This is a genomic window from Paraburkholderia sp. GAS448 (genome assembly GCF_050435685.1).
Classification (GTDB): Bacteria; Pseudomonadota; Gammaproteobacteria; order Burkholderiales; family Burkholderiaceae; genus Paraburkholderia.
Window position 1 is genome coordinate 1 of the sequence record NZ_JBNDKT010000008.1, and the last position, 24281, is coordinate 24281.

The 24281-nt window shown below is 62.1% G+C and carries 25 protein-coding genes; 10 read left to right on the forward strand and 15 right to left on the reverse strand.

Going from position 1 to position 24281, the window contains the following annotated elements; all coding sequences use genetic code 11:
* Positions 1-175: 175 nt before the first annotated feature.
* Entirely contained in the window at positions 176-436 is a 261-nt protein-coding gene (locus P3T23_RS16610; protein WP_429317250.1) for a hypothetical protein, read from the forward strand.
* Here the strand turns inward: P3T23_RS16610 and P3T23_RS16615 are convergent.
* From P3T23_RS16615 to P3T23_RS16625, 3 genes are all read right to left on the reverse strand, one after another.
* Positions 423-1568, reverse strand: coding sequence for a branched-chain amino acid ABC transporter substrate-binding protein (locus P3T23_RS16615; protein ID WP_429317251.1), 1146 nt, complete (start codon positions 1566-1568; stop codon positions 423-425). The two genes, P3T23_RS16610 and P3T23_RS16615, sit on opposite strands and share 14 nt — an antisense overlap.
* Positions 1569-1698: 130 nt before the next feature.
* On the reverse strand, positions 1699-3054 hold the full coding sequence (locus tag P3T23_RS16620; protein ID WP_429317252.1) for an amidase: 1356 nt from the start codon (positions 3052-3054) through the stop codon (positions 1699-1701).
* Positions 3055-3059: 5 nt separating this feature from the next.
* Positions 3060-3743 (reverse strand): DUF2848 domain-containing protein, encoded by a 684-nt coding sequence (locus P3T23_RS16625; protein ID WP_429317253.1) that lies wholly within the window; start codon positions 3741-3743, stop codon positions 3060-3062.
* Between the two features lie 198 nt (positions 3744-3941).
* Between P3T23_RS16625 and P3T23_RS16630 the strand changes: the two genes are divergently transcribed.
* Both P3T23_RS16630 and P3T23_RS16635 read left to right on the forward strand, forming a co-directional pair.
* Positions 3942-4886, forward strand: a complete 945-nt coding sequence (locus tag P3T23_RS16630; protein ID WP_429317254.1) for a LysR family transcriptional regulator — start codon at positions 3942-3944, stop codon at positions 4884-4886.
* A gap of 31 nt (positions 4887-4917) precedes the next feature.
* A complete protein-coding gene (locus P3T23_RS16635; RefSeq protein ID WP_429317255.1) occupies positions 4918-5457 on the forward strand; it encodes an ureidoglycolate lyase in 540 nt (179 codons plus the stop codon).
* Here the strand turns inward: P3T23_RS16635 and blaOXA are convergent.
* On the reverse strand, positions 5433-6257 hold the full coding sequence (gene blaOXA, locus P3T23_RS16640) for a class D beta-lactamase (RefSeq protein WP_429317256.1): 825 nt from the start codon (positions 6255-6257) through the stop codon (positions 5433-5435). The genes P3T23_RS16635 and blaOXA overlap by 25 nt on opposite strands.
* A gap of 306 nt (positions 6258-6563) precedes the next feature.
* On the opposite strand from blaOXA, the gene P3T23_RS16645 reads away from it, so the two are divergent.
* The 3 genes from P3T23_RS16645 (at position 6564) to P3T23_RS16655 (ending at position 8176) form a co-directional block, all read left to right on the forward strand.
* The gene (locus P3T23_RS16645; protein ID WP_429317257.1) at positions 6564-7310 is read left to right on the forward strand and encodes an SDR family oxidoreductase; all 747 of its coding nucleotides are present in this window, start codon (positions 6564-6566) and stop codon (positions 7308-7310) included.
* Positions 7311-7392: 82 nt separating this feature from the next.
* Positions 7393-7548 carry a hypothetical protein gene (locus P3T23_RS16650; RefSeq protein ID WP_429317258.1) on the forward strand — a complete coding sequence of 52 codons (156 nt, stop codon included), beginning with the start codon at positions 7393-7395 and terminating at the stop codon, positions 7546-7548.
* A 40-nt stretch (positions 7549-7588) separates the two neighbouring features.
* Positions 7589-8176, forward strand: coding sequence for a TetR family transcriptional regulator C-terminal domain-containing protein (locus tag P3T23_RS16655; protein WP_429317259.1), 588 nt, complete (start codon positions 7589-7591; stop codon positions 8174-8176).
* On the opposite strand, the gene P3T23_RS16660 is transcribed toward P3T23_RS16655, so the two are convergent.
* From P3T23_RS16660 to P3T23_RS16695, 8 genes are all read right to left on the reverse strand, one after another.
* Positions 8159-8479, reverse strand: a complete 321-nt coding sequence (locus tag P3T23_RS16660; RefSeq protein WP_429317260.1) for a hypothetical protein — start codon at positions 8477-8479, stop codon at positions 8159-8161. The two genes, P3T23_RS16655 and P3T23_RS16660, sit on opposite strands and share 18 nt — an antisense overlap.
* Positions 8373-8819, reverse strand: a complete 447-nt coding sequence (locus tag P3T23_RS16665) for a hypothetical protein (RefSeq protein ID WP_429317261.1) — start codon at positions 8817-8819, stop codon at positions 8373-8375. The genes P3T23_RS16660 and P3T23_RS16665 overlap by 107 nt, the downstream gene beginning before the upstream one ends.
* 339 nt (positions 8820-9158) lie before the next feature.
* Positions 9159-10181, reverse strand: coding sequence for a hypothetical protein (locus P3T23_RS16670; RefSeq protein ID WP_429317262.1), 1023 nt, complete (start codon positions 10179-10181; stop codon positions 9159-9161).
* A 20-nt stretch (positions 10182-10201) separates the two neighbouring features.
* Positions 10202-10459, reverse strand: coding sequence for an RNA recognition motif domain-containing protein (locus P3T23_RS16675; RefSeq protein ID WP_429317263.1), 258 nt, complete (start codon positions 10457-10459; stop codon positions 10202-10204).
* A 33-nt stretch (positions 10460-10492) separates the two neighbouring features.
* Positions 10493-11275 carry an enoyl-ACP reductase FabI gene (fabI, locus tag P3T23_RS16680; protein WP_429317264.1) on the reverse strand — a complete coding sequence of 261 codons (783 nt, stop codon included), beginning with the start codon at positions 11273-11275 and terminating at the stop codon, positions 10493-10495.
* A 40-nt stretch (positions 11276-11315) separates the two neighbouring features.
* Positions 11316-12503 (reverse strand): acetate/propionate family kinase, encoded by a 1188-nt coding sequence (locus tag P3T23_RS16685; RefSeq protein WP_429317265.1) that lies wholly within the window; start codon positions 12501-12503, stop codon positions 11316-11318.
* Between the two features lie 4 nt (positions 12504-12507).
* Positions 12508-13446, reverse strand: a complete 939-nt coding sequence (locus tag P3T23_RS16690) for a phosphate acetyltransferase (RefSeq protein ID WP_429317266.1) — start codon at positions 13444-13446, stop codon at positions 12508-12510.
* Between the two features lie 43 nt (positions 13447-13489).
* Positions 13490-15820 carry a DUF3141 domain-containing protein gene (locus P3T23_RS16695; protein ID WP_429317267.1) on the reverse strand — a complete coding sequence of 777 codons (2331 nt, stop codon included), beginning with the start codon at positions 15818-15820 and terminating at the stop codon, positions 13490-13492.
* 510 nt (positions 15821-16330) lie between these two features.
* On the opposite strand from P3T23_RS16695, the gene P3T23_RS16700 reads away from it, so the two are divergent.
* The 4 genes from P3T23_RS16700 to P3T23_RS16715 all read left to right on the forward strand — a co-directional run bounded on the left by P3T23_RS16700 (position 16331) and on the right by P3T23_RS16715 (position 19404).
* Positions 16331-16666 (forward strand): hypothetical protein, encoded by a 336-nt coding sequence (locus P3T23_RS16700; RefSeq protein WP_429317268.1) that lies wholly within the window; start codon positions 16331-16333, stop codon positions 16664-16666.
* A gap of 262 nt (positions 16667-16928) precedes the next feature.
* Positions 16929-17918: a zinc-dependent alcohol dehydrogenase family protein gene (locus P3T23_RS16705; RefSeq protein WP_429317269.1), complete on the forward strand. Its 990-nt coding sequence runs from the start codon at positions 16929-16931 to the stop codon at positions 17916-17918.
* A 252-nt stretch (positions 17919-18170) separates the two neighbouring features.
* Positions 18171-18569 (forward strand): DUF427 domain-containing protein, encoded by a 399-nt coding sequence (locus P3T23_RS16710; protein WP_429317270.1) that lies wholly within the window; start codon positions 18171-18173, stop codon positions 18567-18569.
* An 85-nt stretch (positions 18570-18654) separates the two neighbouring features.
* Complete coding sequence (locus P3T23_RS16715) at positions 18655-19404, forward strand: SDR family NAD(P)-dependent oxidoreductase (RefSeq protein ID WP_429317271.1); 750 nt, start codon at positions 18655-18657, stop codon at positions 19402-19404.
* Positions 19405-19459: 55 nt separating this feature from the next.
* Here the strand turns inward: P3T23_RS16715 and P3T23_RS16720 are convergent, their stop codons facing one another.
* The 3 genes from P3T23_RS16720 to P3T23_RS16730 are packed head-to-tail and all read right to left on the reverse strand — an operon-like array spanning position 19460 to position 24175.
* A complete protein-coding gene (locus P3T23_RS16720; protein ID WP_429317272.1) occupies positions 19460-20416 on the reverse strand; it encodes a dimethyl sulfoxide reductase anchor subunit family protein in 957 nt (318 codons plus the stop codon).
* On the reverse strand, positions 20413-21240 hold the full coding sequence (locus P3T23_RS16725; protein WP_429317273.1) for a 4Fe-4S dicluster domain-containing protein: 828 nt from the start codon (positions 21238-21240) through the stop codon (positions 20413-20415). Before P3T23_RS16725 ends, P3T23_RS16720 begins: the two co-directional genes overlap by 4 nt.
* Positions 21241-21253: 13 nt before the next feature.
* On the reverse strand, positions 21254-24175 hold the full coding sequence (locus P3T23_RS16730; RefSeq protein WP_429317274.1) for a molybdopterin oxidoreductase family protein: 2922 nt from the start codon (positions 24173-24175) through the stop codon (positions 21254-21256).
* Positions 24176-24281: the final 106 nt, after the last annotated feature.

Genomic DNA, 24281 nt, shown 5'->3' on the forward strand with positions numbered 1-24281 from the left:
CCCGCGCCGGAACGCCGGCGGCCGGTCAGCTTACGCTGCGAAAAAGCGGACATTTGAACTTGGCTAAAAGCGGACATTACAACTTAGCCTCTACATTGTTGTGGGAGCTTTATAGAAATGTCGTGTTCTGGTCTCGGTATGCTGGCCGGTTCCCTCCGGGATTACGGAGCCGGCCATGCATCCAGCGACACTGGTGACATTGAACATGCGCGAGCTCGACTGGCCCGATGGTGGCATCGATGCGACCGTTCGCCAGATCGCTGAACAGCAGCTCACCACCGTCATAGTCTACGAATTCGGATCCCGCCAGATGTCACCTGAACCAGAGTTCGTTGGTACCCGCGACTGGTATAACCTGGTTCGAGCTCGCCGCGCCAGGCTATCCCGCGACGTATCACGAAGTAACAGCCCCAACGCGTCGGTTACATCCGGATGACATCCATGACCGTTTTCTTCTTATCCTTGAACTGGTAAATCGTGATGGCCGCGTCTTTCAGATCGCCATGCGGATCGAAAGCGATTCGACCAATCACGCCGTCATACTGGGTGACAGGCATCGCAGCCAGAACCTTGGCGCGCTCGGTCGAATTGGCACGCTTCATTGCCTCGTAGATCACGTAGACGGCGTCGTAGGCGAACGGGGCATAGGCATCGATCGGCACGTTGTAGCGCGCCGTGTAGCGGCGGTCGAATTCCTGACCCTTCGGCATCTTCGATAGCGCGAGTCCGGCCTCGGAACAGACCACGTTGCCGATCGCGTCACCCGCGAGGCTTACCATCTTGTCGGTGCACGCTCCATCGCCGCCGAGCACGCTCGCCGTGATGCCCAGATTCGCGGCCTGCTTCGCCAGCGGCCCCGCTGTCGCGTCCGAGCCGCCATACATGATGGCATCGGGCCGCATGCCTTTTATCCTGGTAAGAATCGCGCGGAAATCGGTAGCCTTGTCGTTGGTCGCTTCGCGCGTGATGATCGTGCCGCCGTTTGCCTTCGCGGCCTTCACGAATTCGTCGGCCAGCCCCTGTCCATAAGCCGTCGAATCGTCGATCACGGCGATACGTTTCGCGTGCAATGAGTTCAGCGCGTAACGAGCGAGCGCCGGTCCCTGCAATGCGTCCGTCGCGACCACGCGAAACGTCGTCTTGTAGCCCTGCTGCGTAAACGCGGGGTTCGTCGAGCCTTGGGAAATCTGCACGACCTGCGCTTCGCTATAGATCCGCGATGCGGGAATCGACACGCCGGAATTGATGTCGCCGACCACAGCGACAACACCATCGTCTACCAGTTTCTGCGCGACCTGCGTGCCTGTGCGCGGATCGGCCGCATCGTCCTGCGAGTCGAGCTGAAAGCGCACCGGCTTGCCGTCGATAACCGGGTGCTGACTGTTGATTTCATCGATGGCGAGGCGCACTGCGTTCTCGCTGTCCTTGCCCATGTTCGCGAGCTGGCCGGTGAGCGGCGCTGCGTGGCCGATCAGCACGACAGCGGGAGCAGCGTCGGCCGCATACACCGACGCATGAATGGCGGCCAGCACGACCACGCCGACCACGGAACGAAAAGTAGAATTCACAGGCTGCCTCACTTCGGTAATGGGTGTCTTGAATGGCGCCCTGTCGATCGGGATGCGCCTGAAAAACAGTATTCGGTCGCCGTAATTGCACGTCCAACGACAAATTCTTTTTGCCGCCGATAAACAAACCTTATGCCGCCGCAACAGGCGCGCTCACACGCAGCAATCCCTCGACGCTCCGCGCGATCGATAGAATCGATGCATCGGCGAGCGCGGGTCCGCAAATCGAAAGGCCGACGGGCAATTCGCCTTCGTTGTGGCAAGGCAGTGTAAGCGCACAGCCGTCCATGAAATTCACGACGCTCGGGTTTCGCAGCACCTTCGCGTTCACGGCTAAAAATGCCTCATCGTCATACTCGACGCCTGCAATCACCGGCGGCACGATCACAACCGTCGGCATCAGCCATGCATCGAATTTCGCAAGTCTCGTACGCGCATCGCGCACGAAGCGCTCGCGCGCGGCAAGAAGGTCGATATAGTCGGCGGCGCTACGCCCTTCCCCGACGCGCAAACGCTTGAGAACACGCGGGTCATAGCCTTCGGCATGGTGCGCGACGTGGTCGCGATGCCACGCCCACGCCTGCGCCGCCGTGATGCCCGCGAGCGGACGGCGGCCAGCAACCTCATGCAACTCCGGAAACGCAAAGCGCTCGACTGACGCACCCGCGCGCCTGAGCATGCCGATCACGCGGTTGAACGCGATGCTCACGGTCTCGTCGAGGTCGTCCGAGACATAGTCCAACGTAACCCCGAAGCGAAGCCCCGTCAGCGGGCGCGGCGTTGTATCGAGCGCCTGCCCCGAAATGACGCCATCCAGCAGCGCGCAACAGTCGACGCTTCGCGCGATCGATCCGATTGAATCGAAGGACGTGGACAGCGGCACCGCGCCGTCGAGCGGAATGCGCCTTGCTGTCGGTTTGAAACCGACGAGACCGCAAAACGCGGCAGGAATGCGGACCGATCCACCCGTATCGGTGCCGAGTGCGGCTGCGACATGTCCGAGCGCGACGGATGTCGCCGCCCCGGAGCTGGAGCCGCCCGCCAGACGGCCAGAATCGAACGGATTGAGCGGCGTGCCATAGTGAGGATTGAGTCCGAGGGCCGAGAACGCGAACTCGCTCATATTCGTGCGGCCGACGAACACCGCGCCCGCCTCGCGCAACCGCGCCACGGCGGCTGCGTCGCGCACAGCGGGCGCCGCGCCGCGCAGAATCCGCGAGCCTGCCGTCGTCACCTGGCCTTTGACGTCGAACAGGTCTTTCACTGACACGGGCACGCCTGCGAGCGCCGAAGGCACATAGCCCCGAGCGCGGAAAGCGTCACTGCCGGACGCGGCTTCGCGCGCCGCCGCCCGGTCGACATGCGTGTAGGTCGACCCGCCGCGCGCCAGCTCAGCATCGATGGCAGCAAGGCTCGCGTCGAGCAACTCGCCCGCCGATACCGCACTTGCCGCAAGCGCCCTGCCTGTTTGACGGATGGTGTGCATTCCGGTCACTCCGTGTGCGCAAGCACATCGACCGAATAGCGGTGTCGAAGGCTGCGACGGAGTATGGGGTCGTGCAGCTCCAGTTCGTAAGCGCCCGCCGGCGTCAATGGTCCGAGCGCCGGCTGCGTGCCGCAGAACAGCACGGTTTGCGGAATCATCGAGCTTGCGCCGAACGCACGCCGGATCAACGGCTCAGGATGCATCAGCTGCACGAGCGTGCCTTCCTGATAGGGGATGCGCTCGCCAGTCGAATCGATGCGCCAGCTACGCGTGATCAGCGCATCCCAATGCGCAGCCACTTCCGAATATCGCCAGAGCGTCCGGCCGAGCGGCTTCGCGCACATCTGTTTCGACACGGCGACGTCATAACCCTCGACCTTGCGGTCCGTGTGATCCGAGCCGATGCCGACAAGCAGGCCGTCCGCCTCCGTCTGGATCAGCACGACTTCGACTTCACCCGACGAATGCTCGCCGATCACTTCGATTCTCTCCGACGTCGTCAGCAGCTCGGGCGTGACTTCGTAAAAGCACGGCACGGCCGAAGGCCTGCGCACGCCGATCGCTTCCAGTTCGCGGATATGACGCTCGACCTCGGCGCTGTCCCTGCCCGCCCAGCCCGCGATCACGAGCCGGCTCACTGTCACTTCAACAGGCGTACCGCCTTCGATTTCACATGCCACTTTTTTCATTGCAACGTCCTTTCGTTTGACAGCCATTTTGCCGAGCGCAGTTGTGCGGCTTGATCGACATTCCTTGCGAAGTTTTGGCGCCTGGCGCGCCCGTGTCCAACAAATTAAAGTTGTCGTGCAGGAGAAATTTTTCTTGTCACACGGCGCGAGACGCGGCGTTACACTGGACCATTCGGGCTTGCCATGTCAGGGTTGTGAATGAATCTGCGATTTCTCGAAACTTTTGTCTGGCTGGCTCGGCTACGCAGTTTTCGTCTGACCGCTGAGCGCCTTCACGCGACCCAGGCGGCGATTTCCAGCCGCATTTCCGCGTTGGAACAGGAGCTGGGCGTGCGGCTCTTCGAGCGCGGCCCCAAGGACGCGACGCTCACGCAAGACGGTACGAAAGCGTTGCCGTTCGCCGAACAGATGCTGAAGCTGAATCAGGCGATGATCTCGAGCGTCGGCGACCGCTCGAAGGTTTCGGGGCTGCTGCGGCTAGGCGCAATCGAATCGATCGTTCACACGTGGCTGCCGGATCTGCTCAAGCGCATCCGCGACGAATATCCGAATCTTGTGATCGAACTGACCAGCGACACGTCATCCAACCTGTCGACGCAACTGCTCAATGGCCATATCGACGTTTCGTTTCAGACGACGGGTGTCACGGGCTCCGACATGACGAATGTCCCCCTGGGCAGCCTTCCGATGCGCTGGATGGCAAGTCCGGCGTTCAATCTGTCGGGGCAAGCGTTGACGGAGGCGGAGCTGGCCGCTTACCCGGTGATCAGCTTCGCGCGTCATTCGCCGCCGCACGAGTTTCTCGCCGGGTTGTTCGCTGCGAGTGGAGACGTGCAGGTGCAGATCAACTGCCTGTCGTCGGTGGCCGCCATTATCAGGCTCGTCGTCGACGGATTCGGCATTGCGGTGCTGCCGCCCGCATTCGTGATGCGTGAACTCGAAGCGGGTCAGTTGCAGTTGCTGCAAGTGACGCATCGGGTGCCCGCGTTGCCGCTCCTCGCCGCGTTTCGGCGCACGCCCGATAGCCTGCTTTCCGAGTCGATCACACGACTCGCTCTCAACGTGGTGCTCGACTTCAGCCTGAAACACGGACCCGAATTCGCGCTGTTCCCGCCCACTGACGACTCAATCGCGCGCCCGTGAACGATTCCATTACCTATGCGAGTACGCCAACATGCCGACCACCCTTGCCATTCCAGTCGAACCACTCGAGGTGCCCCGTTGCGAGCCGTATGGCTGGATGCTCGGCAAGCCCGTCAGCACCGATAGCGACACACCGTCGTTCGTCAGCTCCGCGTCGGATTTCTGGCGCGAGCATCTGTTCGACACCGGCGCGCCGGGCGAGACGGAAATCCTTTGGGTAACCTACCGGAATCGCGACGAGAAATTCTCATCGCTCGAAATGCACCGGTTGACACAGCAGGCCATCGTACCGCTGACGGCGCCAGTCGTGCATATCGTCGCGACTTCATCCGAAGACGGCGAGCCGGATCTGGATTCGCTGCGGGCATTCGCGATTCCCGTCGGAAGAGGTCTTTGCATGCGGCGGAACATCTGGCACGCGACACGTGTGACGGAGAGCGACGCCACATGCCTTATGTTGACGCGCCCGTCGACCACTTATGATCTGGTGGTCCATCTGAAAACCGGCGCGCCCGCCTGCGAGAGTGTCATCCGGAACATCGAAACTCAAGTTCTGGATTTGGGACGATAGTGACCCACGAGTGACGGTAGTTCGTTCAAAAACGCGTCTCGTGCCCGCACTCCAGCCGTGCCAGACTCCTTCTTGTCGTCCTGAATGAGGCGGGCGAACACGAGCGTATCGTCCCCCTTCGTTGCCCATCCAACGAACCAGCCGTGGGGATGGGCTTCGTCAAATGTTCCATCGGGTTCGCGCGGATAAGCCATGCCAGTTTTGCCGTGAACCGTCCAATCATCGGGGAGCGTGGTCGATTCAACGATCCGGTTCGTCATGTCGAACGCAGTCGGGGACACGGGCAATTGACGGTCAACGAACTTCTGCAAGAAGGCGATTTGCTCCAAGGGAGAAATCTTCAATGACGACGCGATCCAGGAGCGATCGAGACCATTGTGCTTGCCGGGGTCGCCTGATACGTCGGCATTCCCATAGTTAAACTTTTTCGCGTATTGCGCGAAGCGCTCCGATCCCAGAGCATGCGTCACTTGCTGAGAAAACCAGACGACCGAATATTTGAGCCACCGCGTTGGATCTGTCGGTTGCTTCCAGGCTTCGCCACCCCAATCAACATAACCTTCGCGGTACGGCAACGTCGGCGTGTGCTCGTCTTTCAGAAAACCCGAGTCATAGCCCATCAGACTGATCGCGATCTTGAACGTCGAAGCGGGGGTCACCCGTTCGGTACAGTTTCCCTGTTGCAGCAAGATTTTTCCCGTCTTCGCATCGGCGATTGCCGTACAGACAGTCCTGGCCTCAGCTGCCGAAGCTGCCAACCCTGAAAAAAACAAGCACAGTATCACGCGTCGCAAATACATCGAGTCTCCTGAGTCAACCATACGGACCATCACTTTATCGTGTCTGTTTGCGAGCGACAAAGCCGATGCCAGATTTCCCCTCGCCAAGGGGTGATTCCGGCTGTTGCGCGCCGCAGATTCGACCAGGGCGAGGCCGTGACGGACGAAATCTATCGTCTACCCACGAAAGATCATTGTTAGCTCTGGCGGAAAACTGCATTCGGAATGAGCTTCTTTATCAAGGTAATACGTTCGTCCATATTTCGTCATCGCCCGTTGCTGATCTTTCCGGACGGGCCGATATCCATCTACCTTGAGAGACATCCCATGAAACTCACTGGCAATACCATCCTTGTCACTGGCGGCGGATCCGGCATCGGCCGCGGACTCGCGGAAGCATTCCATCGACTCGGCAACCAGGTCATCATCGCAGGCCGTCGCAAGGCGAACCTCGAAGAGACGATCGCCGCTAACCCTGGCATGCAGTCAATCGAACTCGACATCGCCGATCCGCAAAGCATTGCATCGGTTGCACGCGAGCTGACGGCCACCTGGCCGGCGCTGAACGTGCTGATCAACAACGCCGGCGTGATGCAGATCGACGACCTCAGCAAGCCGGTCGACGACGCCATGCTGGTCTCGACCCTCACCACCAACCTGATGGGGCCCATCCGGTTGACGGGCGCACTGGTCGAGCACCTGAAGCAGCAGGACGACGCGACGATCATCAACGTCTCGTCGGTGCTCGGCTTCGTGCCGATGGCGATATCCGGCGTCTATTCTTCGACGAAGGCCGCGATTCACTCGTACACGCAATCGCTGCGTTACAAGCTGAAAGACACGTCAGTGCGCGTGGTGGAGATCGCGCCGCCGTGGGTACAAACCGACCTGCTCAACAGCAAGGACGAGCCGCGTGCGATGCCGCTTGCGCCATTCATCGAGCAGACCATGCATGAACTCGGCACGGATGCCGACGAAGCCCTGGTCGAGATTGCCCGCCCGATGCGCAACAACGCAGGTCCGGACGAGGCCGCATTCGTCACGCAGTTCAACGACCAGCTCGCCGGGCTGTAATTCGCGCTGGCAAGCGCTACCAGCATCAGCAACCGGCTGGCCGCAGAGCGTCGCGGCGCTCTGCGTCAACCAGTTCGAGCAGGTGACGATCGCTGAGACCGGCGAAGTACTGTCGACGTCGACCCCTGACCAGCTTGTGCTGGCCGGTCGGTTGCCCGATGGCGCGGTCGTTTCGGTGCACGTCGAGGGCGGCAAGCGCAACGGCTCGGGTGTGCAGATCGACATCACCAAGGCGTGACATAATACGACCGTCCGTATTACCAGACTGCTTTGCGACCATGCCGAAACCTTCACATAAAGACACGCTGCTCGCCGAGGGCATGCGTGTTCTCCACGAATATGGCTTCAACGGCGCGAGCGTGCGGGACATCGTCCAGGCTGCGGGTGTGCCGCATGGCTCGTTCACGAATCACTTCACGTCCAAGGAAGCGTTCGGGCTCGAAGTGATCGAGCTTTATTTTGCGGCCGCCCGTTGCGACATTCGCGACACGCTGTGCAATGACGAACTCAAGCCGCTGTTCCGGCTGGGCAAGTACATCGATGTCCACATCAAGCTCATCAGCCGGAACGATTCGCGCAACGGCTGCCTGCTAGGCAACTTTGTAGCGGATTCGAACGACAGTGAACCGATCCGCTCGCGTATCAATGCGATTTTTGCTGAAACCGAACGGTGCGTCGCCTATTGCCTCGATGCAGCGGTCGAAGCGGGCGAGTTGCGTGCCGATACGAACTGTCAGCAGCTCGCCACCTTCATCGTGTCGTCGATGCAGGGTGCGTTTCTGCTGGCCAAAGCGCAGCGCGATCCCGCACCCGTCGTCAATCTGAAGGAAGTCCTGTTTTCGACCGTGCTACAGCGGGCCAGATAGGGAGCGGATCAGCTGGGCGGCGACCGGGTTCGGGTTGCGGCTTTCATCTTCGTATGCATCGGTTCGCCTGTTGCTGCCATCCTGAAGGAACTGATCGAACAGGTAGCCGTTCGCCGCATGCAGCTCGACGCCATCGAAGCCGGCTTTCACGCCGCGCCGGGCAGCCGTGCGGAAACTCTCGACGATTGCCGCGATTTCATCCGTTTCGAGTGCACGGTTCGGCGTGTTCGGAATCCAGCCTGCCTTCGTATAAGCGACGCCGCCCGTGCAGCACTTCGGACGGCCCGACCGGCTGACGTCCATCCGGCTGCAGTTCAGCGTTCGACTGGCGTCCTGCGTGGTACAGCTGGAGGAAAATCCTGCCGCCCTTCGCGTGCACCGCATCGGTGACCTGACTCCATCCTTCGATCTGGCTGTCTTCATACAGGCCGGGCGCACCGAGATAGCCGTTGCCGTTTGCGGCGGCGATGGTCGCTTCGCCGATCAGCAACGCCCCGGCGGACGTCCGCTGCGCATAGTATTCGGCCATCAGCGGGCCGGGGCGCGCGCCCTCTTCCGCACGCATGCGCGTCAGCGGTGCGAGCACGACGCGATGAGCGAATTCATAAGGTCCAACTTTGACTGGGGTAAAAAGCCTGGTCATGGTGTTCTCCGAAAGCTAACCGGTCAATCGCTGTTGCCAGTCGCGGAATGCGTTGTCTGGCGTTGGACTCAAATCTATAGGCGCGGCCGGCGCGGAAAAACCGTCTGACGTTCCGCAGACTTCGGACAGGGCAGTCCGAAATCGGCTGGAAGTCCAGTCATTGCTGGCTTGCAAGGGGGACGAGGATTGTCAGGGCGTGACGAAAACTGTGTTTCGTCACGGCGCACGTTACTTTTCGAGCACTTCCTTGAGCGTCGCGTGGCGCGTGTTGAACGTCACGATCACCGAGGCCGCAAAGTTCGCAACGAAGCCCACGATCCCGAAACCGGGAGAACCGCCTCAGATCAACAATCGTTTCGCCGCGTCGTCCAGACTGGGCGCCGTCAGCAGGTCGGCGCGCGCAAAACGCACCAGCGAGAAAGCACGCATGCCGGCCGGACTGGCGGGAATACGGGCGACCCGGAATTCGATCTCCGCGCCGTCCTCCGACGCGGCGTCCTCGACGACCACGTTCATCCTGTTGAGGCGCAGTTTCTTCGTCGTGACATAGACGTGCGATGCGGGCTGCGCAAGGACATCGCGGATCGTCTCGAGCTGCCGGTCGAGCGCATCGGTTTGCGAGCCGAGCTCGGCGAGGTTTCGGTCGTTTTCGTCGATCTGCCCCTGCAGGTGCGCCAGCTCCGCGAAGTCGACCGTGGCCCCGCTGCCGAGCATTGCGCCCATGCCGGCCCCCTGCCGCTCCAGAAGCTGCAGACGCGCCTTGAGCAGCGCGCGTTCACGCTTGAGCAGATCGCGCCGCGATGCGTCGGCCTCGATCTTCGCGATGCCTTCAAGGGTGAGCTGATCCAGGACACGTCGCACGATCTCATGCCGGAGTTCGGCCTCCGTGGCGCCGCACACGCGCACCTGATGATCGCTGAAGCTGACGGTGGTCTGCGCGACATCGGAAAGCAGCGTGTCGCCCTTCTGAACGGTGCCGAAGACGCGGCGTTCCGTCATCGTCATGCCGAGCACCCCGAAGGCTTCCCGTGCCAGCGGGTTCTGCTCGAAATGCGCGCGCAGGCTGGCCGAGCGGCTCAGTGCGTGGGCCACATCGTCGGGCGTTGCGAAGAACGCGTGGATAGCCGGATCGGTCGACCACGCCGAGGCGCTGGCTTCGTGCGCTCCCGGCAAGGCATTCACCAGTTCGTTGACATACCCGAGCGAGATTCCGACGGCTTCCCCAAGGCGCTTCTGATACTGGGTCGCGAGCCCCAACTGCGGACTGAGCTTGACCATGCGCTCCACGATCTCGCGGGTCTCCTGTTCATCGGCGTTGACGGCCGCGGTATCCCGGCCCAGCAGCCGGCGCAAAAAGCCCATTTTCAGCGCCTCCGTCCCGCTCAGCTCTCGTCGTGCTCTGGCATGACCTGCACGACGATTGTCCGGTCTTTCCAGAACATGTCGTGGATGCGCGGCTGCAGACTCCGTAACGCGTCGCAACTCGCGTGGTTGAACGTCAGTACGACGGCGGGCCGCGTACCGGTTCCCGAATAGCGCTGAATCTCGTCAAACGGCGGAAACCCATACCTGACCAGGAATTCCCTGATTTCATCGTCGGATGTATCGTCTTCCACGTTTCCTACCCAAAGATGGGCCATGATGTCGCCCTCCAATTTCCTTGAATTCACCGCTCAGGCCATGATGTTGACGCCGCCATCGATATACAGCGTCTCGCCCGACAGGCGCCGGGCGTAGGGCGTTGCCAGAAATGCGCAGGTAAAGCCGACATCCATGATGTCGACCAGCTCACCCAGCGGCGCCCGCTGCGCGGCCTCGGTCAGCAGGAGATCGAAATCCTTCAGGCCCGAAGCGGCTCTTGTCTTGAGCGGGCCCGGTGAGATGGCGTGTACACGGATGCCCTTCGGCCCCAGTTCGTAGGCAAGATAGCGCGCGCAGGCTTCGAGTGCGGCCTTGACGGGCCCCATCACGTTGTAGTTCGGCACCACTTTGTTCGCGCCGTAATAGCTCATCGTCAGCATGGTGCCGCCGCTTTTCATCAATGGCGCGGCAAGACGCGCCATGCGCACGAACGAGTGGCAGGAAATGTCCATCGCACTCGCGAAGCCTTCGCTCGAACAGTTGAGCAGGCCGCCTTGCAGATCGTCCTTCGGCGCCCACGCGATCGAATGCACGAGAATATCGAGGCTACCCCATTCCTTGTCGATCCGCTCGAACACGGCTTCGAGCTCGCTTTGCCGGGAAGCGTCGAGCGGCATGAAGATCGGTGCGTCAAGTGCCGTTGCGAGCGGCTCGACGTAGGGTTTCGCCTTCTCGTTTGCGTAGGTAATCGCGAGCTTCGCGCCAAGCTCGTGAAACGCCTTCGCGCAACCGTATGCAATGGAATTTTCGTTGGCGATTCCTGTGACGAGCGCTTTCGCATCGTTCAGGATCGCGCGCGGCGGCTCGAGTGTCACGAAAGGACTCCTTTAAGGCAGTTTCATGTGTGCAACCGCTTCACGGCGCCGTTGCTCCGATCGCTGCGAGCGTGTGTTGCCCGATCATGAGTTCTTCGTTGGCTGGAATGACCCACACAGGCACCCTGCTCGACGCCGCGCTGATACAGGGACCGCCCGACTGGTTCGCGGCCGGATCGAGTTCGAGCCCGAGCCACGCGGCGTCGCGCACGATGCGCTCGCGGATGGCGACGGCGTTCTCGCCCACACCGGCCGTAAGAACCAGGGCGTCGATACCCTGCATGGCGGCCGCAAGGGAGCCTAGCTCGCGGGCGATCCGGTACGTGTAGATATCGATGGCGAAGCGCGCGCGTGGTTCGTCGCTTGCAAGCAGCGCACGCATATCGCTCGAAACACCCGACACCCCCAGCAGACCCGACTCGCGGTAGATCAGATCTTCGATAGCCTGTTTGTCCATCTTCAGTGCGGCCATCAGATAGAGGATCACGCCCGGGTCCAGGTTGCCGCAGCGCGTGCCCATCGGCAGGCCGTCGACCGCTGTGAAACCCATCGTGCTGGCCACGCTCCTGCCGCCCACGATCGCGCACATGCTGGCGCCGTTGCCGAGATGCGCGACGACGGTGCGCCCTGCCGCCGCGGCCGGCGCGATCTGCGGCAACACGCTCGCGATGTACTCGTACGACAGGCCGTGAAAGCCGTAACGGCGCACGCCCATCTCCGTGATGGACGGCGGGAGTGCGTAAGCCTGCGCGACTTCGGGCGTCGAGCGATGAAACGCCGTGTCGAAGCAGGCCACCTGCGGGAGCTCCGGACGGATTCGCGCGATGATGCGAATCGGACTCAGGTTGTGCGGCTGGTGCAACGGTGCGAGCGGCACCAGCTTGTCGAGTTCGTCGAGGACGGCAGGCGTCACCCGCACCGGCCCGGAATAGGTCTGCCCCCCGTGCACGATGCGGTGGCCGACGGCGATCAGACGATGTCCTTCGCCGTGACTGCGCAAAAAGGCGCCGATGTGCTCGATCGCGCCCTGGTGATCCAGTTCGAAACCGGCGCCCCAGTCTTTTGCCGTCTTTTGGCCCATGCTGTCGACGGCGGTGAAGCGCGGCGCCGTATGCAGTCCATCGACCTGTCCGCGTAGCACGAGGTCCAGCGCCGTGCCGTGTACGCCGAAGGCGCGGAACTTGATGCTGGACGACCCGGCGTTCAGTACCAGAATGATGTCCGCCATGGCGTTACCCCATCACCTTGCCGCTCTCGCGCTTGACCTGGGCCACGAGAGCGGCCACTGCGCACGAAGCGAGGCGTGTCATCACCGAATCGGCACGGCTTGTCAGAATGATCGGCACGCGCGCGCCGAGCACGACGCCCGCCGCATCCGCGCCGGCCAGAAACGACAGGCTCTTCGCCAGCATGTTGCCTGATTCGAGGTCGGGCACCATCAGCACGTTGGCACGTCCGGCCACCCGTGAATCGATCTGCTTGATGCGTGCGGCTTCGAGATTGATCGCGTTGTCCAGCGCGAGCGGGCCGTCGACCAGCGCCCCGGTCACCTGATGGCGATCGACCATCTTGCACAGCGCGGCAGCCTCGATCGTCGACGGCACCTTCGGGTTGACGGTTTCCATCGCCGACAGGATCGCCACGCGCACCTCCGCAAACTTCAGCGCGTGACCGAGATCGATGGCGTTCTGCAGGATGTCCATTTTGACTTCGAGCGACGGCGCGATATTGATGGCGGCGTCGGTGATGATCAGCGCCTGCTCATGCTGCGGCACGTCCATGACAAAGCAGTGGCTGATGCGCCGTGCGGTACGCAGCCCTGAATCGCGGCTGACGACGGCACTCATCAGTTCGTCGGTATGCAGGCTGCCTTTCATCAGCGCCTCGGTCTTCCCTTCGCGCACGAGCTGCACCGCGGCGGCCGCCGCAGCATGGCTGTAGGGAGCGTCGACGATCTGGTAGCCAGCAATCGAAACGCCAGCCTCGGCAGCTACCGACTCGATGCGCGCTCGCGGTCCGACGAGGATCGGTGTGATCAGCCCCATCTGCGCCGCCTGGATGGCGCCCTCGAGCGAACTCGTGTCGCACGGGTGCACGACTGCGGTCGGCATCGGGGGCAAGGTCTTGCAGTAGTCGATCAGCCGTTGATACTTCGCGTGTTTCGCTTCCATCGGCATTCCTTTCAGACGACGACCCCATGGGGGACGGTGGCAGCTACGGACGCACGAGCGCCGCGGCAGGCCGCTCGCGTGCGGAATTCTTCGTGAGGACCGAACGGATGCGTTCGAACATGACCCGTTGCGCCTCGGTCGGGCTGGTGCTTAGCACGCGTTCGTCGGTCAGCAGTTGGTCCAGCAGTGTGAGGAGCCGCTTGCGGTCGGTCTTGTCGGCGAGGAGCAACGGCAGCGTCGCGATGGCCTGTTCCGGCTCATAGCTCGCGATGATCTCCTGCTCGCCACGGATTCGCCGCCACTGATCGGGAGGCAGGTCCGGGAAGTAATCGGCATATACCTCTGCCAGCTCCTTGCGCGTGACGAGCCGGGACAGCGGCAACGGTTCGCCTCTGCGTGCGAGCAGCGCGGCCGCGCGAGCGAGGGCTTCGGTATAGCCGCCTTCCTGGATGGACGCGAGCGCCGCCTTGACGAACGGCAGATCGCGCGACTCTACTGCCGCCTGGGCCACGCTTTCGCGTGCCCGATGGTGGTCGGCGACATAGAGCGAGAACAGGTTGGCGTAGATCGTGAAGAAAGTCGCTTCCGTGCCGGCGTCGCGCATTGCCCGGTAGTAATCGAGCGATGCGCTGATCAGTTCCGAGCCGGCCCGCTCGATCTTGCGCCACGGATTGTCCGGCTTTGCGACCTGCCTGGTGGTCTTGACCGCGCTTGCCGCCGCCGGCAGCCACGCGAGCCATGGATTCAGGTCCGAAAACGCCCAACGCTGGAATCGCAGCGTGTGAAACTCGCGCAGCATGCGTGCTGTCATCTCGTTGGACATCGATTGCACGAACGGCTGTGCGAACAGTTCATACCCATGCTGGTTGAACTCGGAGAGTTCGACCACGGCCTCGAAGGGCTTTTCGTCGTCGCGCTTGAAGCGGTTGAAATGGGCCGCGATTTCTTCCAGCCGATGCTCGCGAAACTCGACTTCGTATTCGATCTGGCCGTCCGCGCCTTTGCGCTCGGTAATCGACATCCCATACAGACCAGGCGCAAACGCCTCGATTGCTTCGAGCACTGAAACAATCTGAGTGTGTTCTTTCTTTGCCACCTTGCCCGACACGAAAATGCCGAGATGGCCAATATCCTGATGCATCAGGCCGATGATCACCTGGCCACGCGCCTTGATTTCATCTGTGCTGCCGTACAGGTCCGCCACCCAGTTGAACGCCTGTTGCGGCGGCGTGATGTTGTCGCCCAGTGAGGCGAACAGAATGATCGGCGAGCGAATGTCGCGCAGATCGAACGCCTTGCCGGTCGTCCCTTTGACGTCGCCGGACCAGAGCCTGTTGCCGACGAACAGATTGCGCGTGATCCACTCGATTTCCTCGCGATTCATCAGGTAGTAGGCGCCCCACCAGCGTTCAAAGTCGAGAAACCGGGGTGGTTCCGTATCGATGTTGCTGAACAGGTGGTAGTACTTGTCCCAGAACGTGTTGGCCGGGTTCAGGTTCTCGAAGTTCTGCACCAGATGCGCGCCGTCGAACTTGCCGTCGCCCAGATCCGCGGTGAACGACGCCAGCCATGTGCCGCCGAGTATGCCGCCTGAATAGCGCATCGGGTTGTCGCCCTCGCCTTCGCTCCACGCCCCGCTCCAGTACGACATCGGCGCGCCGTTGATGACGACCGGACCGGTGTCGTCGGGGTCCGTGGTTGCAATCATCATGGCGGCCCAGCCGCCCTGGCAGTTGCCGATGAGGGCCGGCTTCGGGCTGTCGGGATGCAGGGCGCGAACTTTCCGGACGAACTCCTGCTCGGCGGCGCAGACATCGAGCATCGTCTGCCCTGGTTCGGGATCGGGGAAGAAAATGACGAAGTACACCTGGTGTCCCGCTCGAAGCGCGACACCCGCCTGTGAATCGTCCTTGAAGCCGCCGATGCCCGGGCCATGGCCCGCGCGGGGATCGATGATCAGATAGGGACGCTTGCGCACGTCCACCGTCACACCTTCCGGCGGCCTGATTTTCAGTAGCGCGTAGTTGACGGGCCTCGCGAACCGGCGGCCATCGAGGATGTACTCGTAGTCGAAATGCAGCACCGGCTTGGGTTCCTGCGAGGTCCGCTCGACGAATTCGGTGCCGCGCTCGCGCAACGTATCCCAGAACATCACGGAGCGTTGAGCCATGTCGATGACGTAAGACCAGGTGTCCCACGGAGTCGGCCAGACCCCGTCTGCGGCGGCCTTTGAAGCAGAGCCGCCGTTGCGCTCCAGCGCGCTGCTTGCACGTTCGCTGAAATGTCTCTGGGCGCCTTCGGTGCGCTTTGTCAATATGCGCGTGACCTTCGCGTTGATGTCCAGGCTGCGTGACAACTGTGTTACAGCGTCCATGAAGTAGACCTCGATATCGAATAATCAGACCGTGCGTTCGTGACCACGGCCCTCGTTTAGCGTTGCGAGGGCGTACACGTTCACGCGGGATCGAACACCGCATGGTCTCCCGATATCATTTTTGTACACAGTATTCGCGCGGACGGGCGAGGCTGGCATGTTGTCGTCGATGCTGGCGCCCGCCGATGCTTCAGTGTGCCGACGTCACATTACGCGGCCGTTAAATCCCTTCCTTGATACAGATCAATGATTCAGCTTAGTTCAGATTCGTCCAGACGACGAGCGAAACGCGTTCATTGCATCGCTATACGCCCCACGTCAGCCCTGCCGATCGCTCCCAGCGGACCATGACGGATTAGCAAGAAATGACGAAATATGATTTCAGGCTATCGATACAAATGCTCAATAGCAACGAGATAGACTGCCTCCATCGACGTTGCAGACACACCTCACCGGTCCCTGTCACGACGCCTTCCTGAACCGAAGTCAAAGCGTTATTGGAGTCCAGTCATGACGAACAAGCTGATTGCTGCCCTGCTGGTTGCTGCCTCTGTGTCGATCGCTGCACCCGCCTTTGCCAGCGGCTATGGCCCGGCACCGTTCTATCGCCCCAGCGTCGGCGCACCGGCATCGCAACAAGGCCAGAGCGCACAGACCGTCGCGGCCGAGCGCGCCAGTGCGACAGTCAACCAGGCTGCGGAACCCCGCGTTGCGTCACAAAACGGCGATACGCAAGCCGATGCAACCGGCTTTGGTCCGGGCGTGAGCGGTACGACGCAGGCTGGCCAGCGCGTCGAGGTGAGGGCCAGCTCGTACTCGCCGCCGGTGTACGTAATCGGTCGCTAATAGACCAGGCCGGCGACGTTTTGAGCCGGCCAATGCATTGGTAGCAACAAACCAGACGCTCGCGAGCCGAAAACGCGCGCCTGGTTTCCCCGATATGGAACTCCTCCTCCGCCAGAAGCCTGGTGGCATTGCCAGGCCTTCTGACTGGGTCTTTTCATTCTCTTCTCTCTCGTATCCCGATCCGTCGTATCGTCTCAAACACAACTGCCGCTCAGGCCCTATGTCGCGCGCGTTCCCTGCCCACTTGACCGAAGAGGTTCTCATGTCACGCACCATCAGGTTCGCAAAAGCCGGAGGACCGGAAGTCCTCGAATTCATCGAGACGCAGGTTCCGGCTCCAGGCCCGAGCGAAGTCCGCATCGAGGTCAAGGCGATCGGCATCAACCGCGCCGAGTCGATGTGGCGACTGGACGATTACGTCGAACCGGTGAAGTATCCGGCGGGCCTCGGGTATGAGGCGGCAGGCATCGTCGATGCGGTGGGTACAAACGTCACAGGCATCGCGGTGGGTGACAAGGTCGGCGTCATGCCGTCCTTTTCGATGAACCAGTACTCCACGTATGGCGAAGTCATCATCGTGCCCGACCATGCCGTCGTGAAGCATCCCGAGTCGCTGTCGTTCGAAGAGGCCGCGTCGATCTGGATGATGTTCGTGACGGCGTACGGTGCGCTCATCGAAGATGCCAGGGTGGGCAAAGGCGATTTCGTCATCGTTCCTGCGGCGTCGAGCAGCGTGGGACTGGCGGCGATCCAGCTCGCCAACTACGCCGGCGCGACACCGATTGCCCTGACGCGCACCTCCGGGAAAAGGAAGCAGCTACTCGACGCCGGCGCAGCACACGTGATTGCCACAGAAGAAGTCGACCTGCTGCAGGAAGTGATGCGTATCACCGACGGCAAGGGCGCCCGCGTTGCGTTCGATCCGGTCGGCGGCCCGAACTTCGCGAAGCTGATTTCAGCGCTGTCGTTCGGCGGCATCGCGTACATCTACGGCGCACTCAGCGCGGACGCGACTCCGCTGCCGGTGCTGGAGATGATCGCCAAAGTGATCACCGTGAAAGCGCACAACATCTGGCTGACGAGCGGCGATGAAACACGCCGGAAGGCTGCGGTGGAATTCGTCCTGAAGGGCATCGAGAGCGGCGCGCTCAAGCCTGTCATCGATCGGAAGTTCAGGTTCGATGACATGGTGGAAGTTCACCGCTATCTGGAAACCAACGCCCAGTTCGGCAAGATTGTCGTCACGGTGTGAGGGCGAAGGTGAAGCCCGCGGTTGAGAGGCACGACCGGCCACGGCATCTATGTCGAGTGATGCCTCTGAGGCATGACCACCTGCACACAAAGTCTTTTTCTTTTGCCCTCCACACCACTACATTGCGTTTCAGGGCAGTGGGGCGAACGTGACGATTCCCTCTCTGCCACGAGATTGAACCGGTTACGGACGCGCACGCCATCAGCCCAACGAAGTACAACTGCCCGACGAATCAATTCAAGGAGCGTATCCATGTCAAGCAACGTCGCCACGGGAACCCGGTCCGTCAAGGTGCCGGGTCCCGATCATCCGATTACCATCGCGCGCAATCCGTCCAGGGTGGTGGTCACGCTAGCCGGCCAGGTCATCGCCGATACACGCGATGCGTGGACGCTTCGCGAGGCCAGCTACCCAGGCGTCATCTACATTCCGAGGAAGGATGTGGACATGACCTTGCTCGAACGCACCGACCACGTCACTTATTGCCCCTACAAGGGCGACTGCGCGTACTTCTCGATTCCGGCCGGCGGCGAGCGCTCGGTGAATGCGGTCTGGACTTACGAAGATCCGTACGCGGCCGTTGCACCGATCAAGGATCATCTCGCGTTCTACCCGGACCGGGTCGACGCAATCGAAGAACTGGCCAACTGAGCGACGCCGTTCCGAGCGCAGCTTTTTATAAATTACAGCGCGAAAGGCGCGACTGGCCGATGCACTGCCCGATCAAGGAAACGCTGTGGACAACCCTCCTGTTGTACTCATCACGGGCGCGCTGACTGGCATCGGCCGCGCCGCCGCCTTCGCTTTCGCGCGCGGGAAGGCGCGCATCGTCGTGTCGGGCCGCCGGCTCGACGAGGGGCACGAACTCGCCGGGGAGCTTCGCTCGCTCGGTGCGCAAGCTGAGTTCGTCCAGGCGGACGTCCGTTTCGAAGACGACATGCGCAATCTGGTCGACGGAACGATAGAACGCTTCGGACGGCTGGATGTGGCGGTGAACGCTGCCGGCACGGAGGGAGAATCGGCCCCGGTGATGGAGCAGACGCCCGAACGCTACGCAGCCGTCTTCGACACCAACGTGCTTGGCACGCTGCTCGCCATGAAACACGAACTGCGCGCGATGGCGCCGCAAGGCAGCGGCAGTATCGTCAACATCTCTTCGACGATGGGCGCACGCGGCGCGGCCGCCGCGTCGCTCTACGTCGCAAGCAAGCACGCTGTGGAGGGGCTCACGAAGTCTGCGGCGCTCGAGGCCGCCGCGTTCGGCGTACGCGTCAATGCCGTCGCTCCCGGTCCTGTCGAGACCCCGATGCTCGACCGGTTGACGGGTACGGCGGAGCGTAAGGCGTCCTTCCTCGCGGGCGTGCCGCTCAAGCGGGCCGGAACGCCAGACGAAATCGCCGACGCGATTGTGTTCGTCGCATCGGAAAAGTCGAGCTTCATGACCGGCGAAGTTCTCAGGGTCAATGGCGGGAGGACCGCTGCGTAACGCCCGCCGAAGCGCGAAGTGATCCAGAGAAATCGCTTCGGTCATCCGAACCGCGTCAGGAAACCTGCTGATAGTAAAGATTCTGCGGATGCCGCGCCTCCGCAAAGAAGAACCAGCGCTCGGCGACAAGTCCCGCATACTGGATCGCAAAAGCCGCGCACAGAAGCCACATCGACGCCACGACCGAAGCCGCGCCGCCGCCCAGTGCGGTTAGCGCGAAGGGCACGCCAAACCCGGCGATGAGGAACGTCCATTTGATACGTCGCAATGTGCCCGCGGTCTGTCCGTGGAAGAACTCGCGCAGGTTGAACGCCCCCGCGGTAAAGCCACGCGATTTCTGCACGACGCGGGTTCCCTGAATGCCCGTTGCACTATTCACGGTCGACTTCGGTCGCAGGCGGGCATTGCGTTTGAGCGAAGCAACGCGACTTGCACAGCCCGCGAGCGTCAGCACGCAGGCACATCCGGCAAGTACCGGCACGATCGCGGGCGCAAGCCATGCTGCGCAGGCGGTGGCAAGTGTAAAGCCGGACGCGCAGCCGAGCAGCACGAAGTTGACTATCGTAAGCGGCGTCGCCCATTCCTGAAGGAAGCGCAGGCACGCATAGATCATCGCCGTGCAGACGAAAAGCGCAGCGGCCGCCAGCGCACCCAGCGCCCCGATCGTCAGCGACCAGGCCGAACCTGCTCCGTGCGCGACGCCATACGCGAAGGCAAAGGCAAGAAAGACCGGCAGGCACAGGCATTCGCGCGACAACCACGACGTGCGCCACATCGCGATCGCCCGCCAGGCGCGCTCCGGATGTCCGAGATGAAAGAACGAGGCCAGCAGGCCAAGCGCGCCGAGCAAAACCGCGAGCCCCGCGCCGACGATGAAGAACATCGGCGGCAACGCGCCCGCCGCAATCAGCCCCATCCGCGCAGCCAGTTCGACGCCGAACAATGCCATCAGCAAGCCCTGCCCGGCACCGCTCAACGTCGTCAGAAACACAACCGAAAATGCGGGTTTCATCGCCGTCCCTCCAGAGACCGCCCGCGCAACTCACCGATGAACGTCCGGACGCGCGTCGCGATTGCCGCGAGATTCAACTGGCCGTTTTGCAGTTGGGCATCGATCGAATGGGGCGTTTCGTCAAGCCGAGTTGCAGGAGAGGTTGTCTCGGGCTGAGCGTCGGGCACGCTGTCCTGCTCGCACGAACACGACTCGCTGCCACATGCGCCGGTCTTGCGGCGTGGCAGATAGTGGTTGGCGGGCCGGGTCTCCCACTCAGGCATCAACTGGTAGCCGCCACGTTCGCGGATGGCCTGGGACACGACGGAGTCCGGGTCGTGGATATCGCCGAACAGTCGCGCCGACGTCGGGCAAGCCAGCACGCAGGCCGGCTTGCGATCGCGTTCGGGCAATGCTTCGTTATGAATGCGGTCTACGCACAGCGTGCATTTGGTCATCTCCCTGCGCTCTTCGTCGATTTCGCGCGCCCCATAGGGGCACGCCCACGAGCAATACTTGCAGCCGATACAGCGGTCATAGTCGACCAGCACGAGCCCATCTTCCTTGCGTTTGTAGCTCGCGCCGGTCGGACACACCGGCACGCACGGCGGGTCTTCGCAGTGCAGGCAGGACTTCGGAAAGTGGATCGTCTCCGTCAACGGATACTCGCCGGCCTCGAAGGTCTGCACGCGGTTGAAAAACGTGCCCGACGGATCTGCGTCGTAAGGACGAAAATCCGCGAGGCTGCCGGCCTCGCCCGACGTGTTCCATTCCTTGCAACTCGTCACGCACGCGTGACATCCCACGCAGACGTTCAGATCGATCACAAGCGCCATCTGGGTCATCGCAGGCTCCTCGTCATTTGCTCTTTGCCGCGTCGCGCAGACGCGCCGCGAACTCACCACGGCCGGCGAAGTACGTCTGCCTGATGCGCTGGATCACGCCGGGCGTACCCGGCAACGACTGCATCGGCGCAAACTGGGGCAAGGTATGGTCGGCGTCCGCTTCAGCCTGATAAACGCGCACACGCACGTCGTACCAGGCGGCCTGGCCTGTGATCGGGTCAGAATTCGAGGTACGCGAGGCACGCGGCGTCGCACCGGGCAATTCGTCGGTGATCAGGTGATTCAACAGAAAGCCGTGTTGCGATTCGTTGGCGTCGGGGCCAAGATTCCACGCGCCCGCCGCCTTGCCGATCGCGTTCCAGGTCCACACCGTGCCCGGCTCCACCGCTTCGCTATAGCGCGCCATGCAGCGGACCTTGCCCCACTGCGATTCGACGTAGATCCAGGCGCCGTCTTCGATGCCCTGCCCGCGGGCCATCGACGGATTCATGAACAGATAGTTCTCGCCGTGAATCTGCCGCAGCCACGCGTTTTGCGAATCCCACGAGTGGTACATCGCCATCGGCCGCTGCGTGATGGCGGCAAGCGGGAAACGCGTGCGATCGGTGAGGTCCAGTTCGAGCGGCGCGTACCAGAACGGCAAGGGATCGAAGTAGCGCTCGACGCGTGCGCGCAAATGATCCGGTGGCTGACGCCCCTTTGTCTTGCCCTGCGCCGCAAGCCGGAATTTCTGCATCACGTCCGAGTAAAGCTGGATCACGATCGGCTCTTTGAACTTGCGGAACCCTTTCTCGACGGCCCATTGCAGATACGGCCCGTTGACGCCGCGCATGTACTGCAGAGTCTCGGGCAGCGTGTAGTGGAACACGCAGTTGTTTTTCGCGTACTGCTCCCACTGGTTTGGATTCGGTTCGCCCACCAGCGCCTTGTCGCCGTCCTTGCCGCGCCAGCCGATCAGGAAACCGACGCCTGACTCGGGCGAGGTCTGAAAGTTGACGATGAAGTCGGGATAGTCGCGAAACTTGCGCGTGCCCTGGGCGGTGGTGAACGCCGGAAACTTCAGACGACTCGCCAGTTCGATCAACACTTCCTGGAACGGCTTGCATTGACCCGTGGGCGGCACGACAGGGACCCGTACCGAATCCACCGGGCCGTCGAACTCGGAGATCGGCCGGTCAAGCATCGACATCGCGTCGTGCCGTTCGAGATACGTCGTGTCCGGGAGGATCAGGTCGGCAAAGGCAGTCATCTCCGACTGGAACGCATCGCAAACGACGAGGAACGGAATCCTGTAGTCGCCGTTGTCGTGTTTGTCGACGAGCATTTTGCGCACTTCGACCGTATTCATCGACGAGTTCCACGCCATGTTGGCCATGAAGATCAACAGCGTATCGATCGGATAGGGATCGCCTCGCCATGCATTGGTGATAACGCTGTGCATCAGCCCATGGACGGCGAGCGGATACTCCCACGAGAACGCCTTGTCGATGCGTACCGGTTCGCCCGCAGCGTCGATGAAAAGATCCTCTGGCGCCGCGGGCCAGCCGAGCGGTCCGCTCGCCAGCGGCGTGTTCGGCTGCACGGCGTTGGGGCTGTTCGGCGGTTTGGCCGATGGCGGCACCGCACGCGGATACGGCGACTTGTGCCGGAAGCCGCCCGGTGTGTCGATCGTGCCCATCAGCGACATCAGGACCGCGAGCGCCCGGATCGACTGGAAGCCGTTCGAATGCGCCGCGAGGCCGCGCATCGCGTGAAAGGCGATCGGGTTGCCGGTGACGGTGTCGTGTGTTTCGCCCCATGCGTCGGTCCAGCGGATGGGCAATGTGATCTTGTGATCGCGTGCGGTCTGGGCCATTTCGCGCGCAAGCCGCCGGATCGTTTCGGCGGGAATGCCGGTAATGCCGGCGGCCCAATCGGGCGTGCAATCGGCAACGCGCTCGCGTAACAGCGCAAACGACGGCGCCACGGGCGTGCCGTCGGAGAGCGTGTAGCGCCCGGACAGCGCTGGCACGGCGCCCGGTGTGTGGTGCAGCACCGCGCGCTGCGTGCCCAGGTCCCACCACAGGCGGTTTTGCGGAAACAGCGGATTGCCTTCGGGTGCCTCCGGGTCGCGCACGAACAGGCCAAACGTATCGGCATCCGCGTTCATGTCGAGCAGCTCAGCCGCATTCGTGTAGCGGATGACGAAGTCATGGTCGTACGCATCGGCTTCCAGCAGTTCACGAATCAGGGCCATGAACAGCGCACCATCCGTGCCGGGCCGGATCGGCACCCATTCGTCGGCGATGGCGGCATAGCCGGTGCGAACCGGATTGATCGCAATGAAGCGCCCGCCGGCGCGTTTGAACTTCGAGATGGCGATTTTCAGCGGATTCGAATGATGGTCTTCCGCCGTGCCGATCATGAAGAAGAGCTTCGCGCGGTCAAGGTCCGGGCCGCCGAACTCCCAGAAGGAACCGCCCATCGTGTAGATCATCCCGGCCGCCATGTTCGACGAGCAGAAGCCGCCGTGCGCCGCGTAGTTGGGTGTGCCGAACTGCCTCGCAAAAAGACCGGTGAGCGCCTGCATCTGGTCGCGACCGGTGAAGAGCGCGAACTTCTTCGGATCGGTGGCGCGCAGATGGCTGAGGCGCTTTTCGAGGACATCGAACGCCACCTCCCACGATACCGGCTCGAACTGCGCGCTGCCCCGCTCCGAACCGGGCTTTCGCATCAGCGGCTGGGTCAGGCGCGCAGGCGAGTACTGTTTCATGATCCCCGACGAGCCCTTCGCGCAGATCACGCCCTGATTGAGCGGGTGATCCGGGTTGCCGTCGATATAGCGGATTTCGCCGTCGCGCAGATGCACGCGGATGCCGCAGCGGCACGCGCACATGTAGCAGGTCGTTGTCTTCACTTCCAGCTCTTCGTTTTGCGTACGCGCGTGGTGTTCCATCTGACGTCCCTCCCGTTGCCCTGTTATCAGCGTAGAGGCAAGCGGAGCAAAAGAACAATCGCCATTTCGTATTGGAACCATTCCCGCCGCCGATATTCCGGTGGTG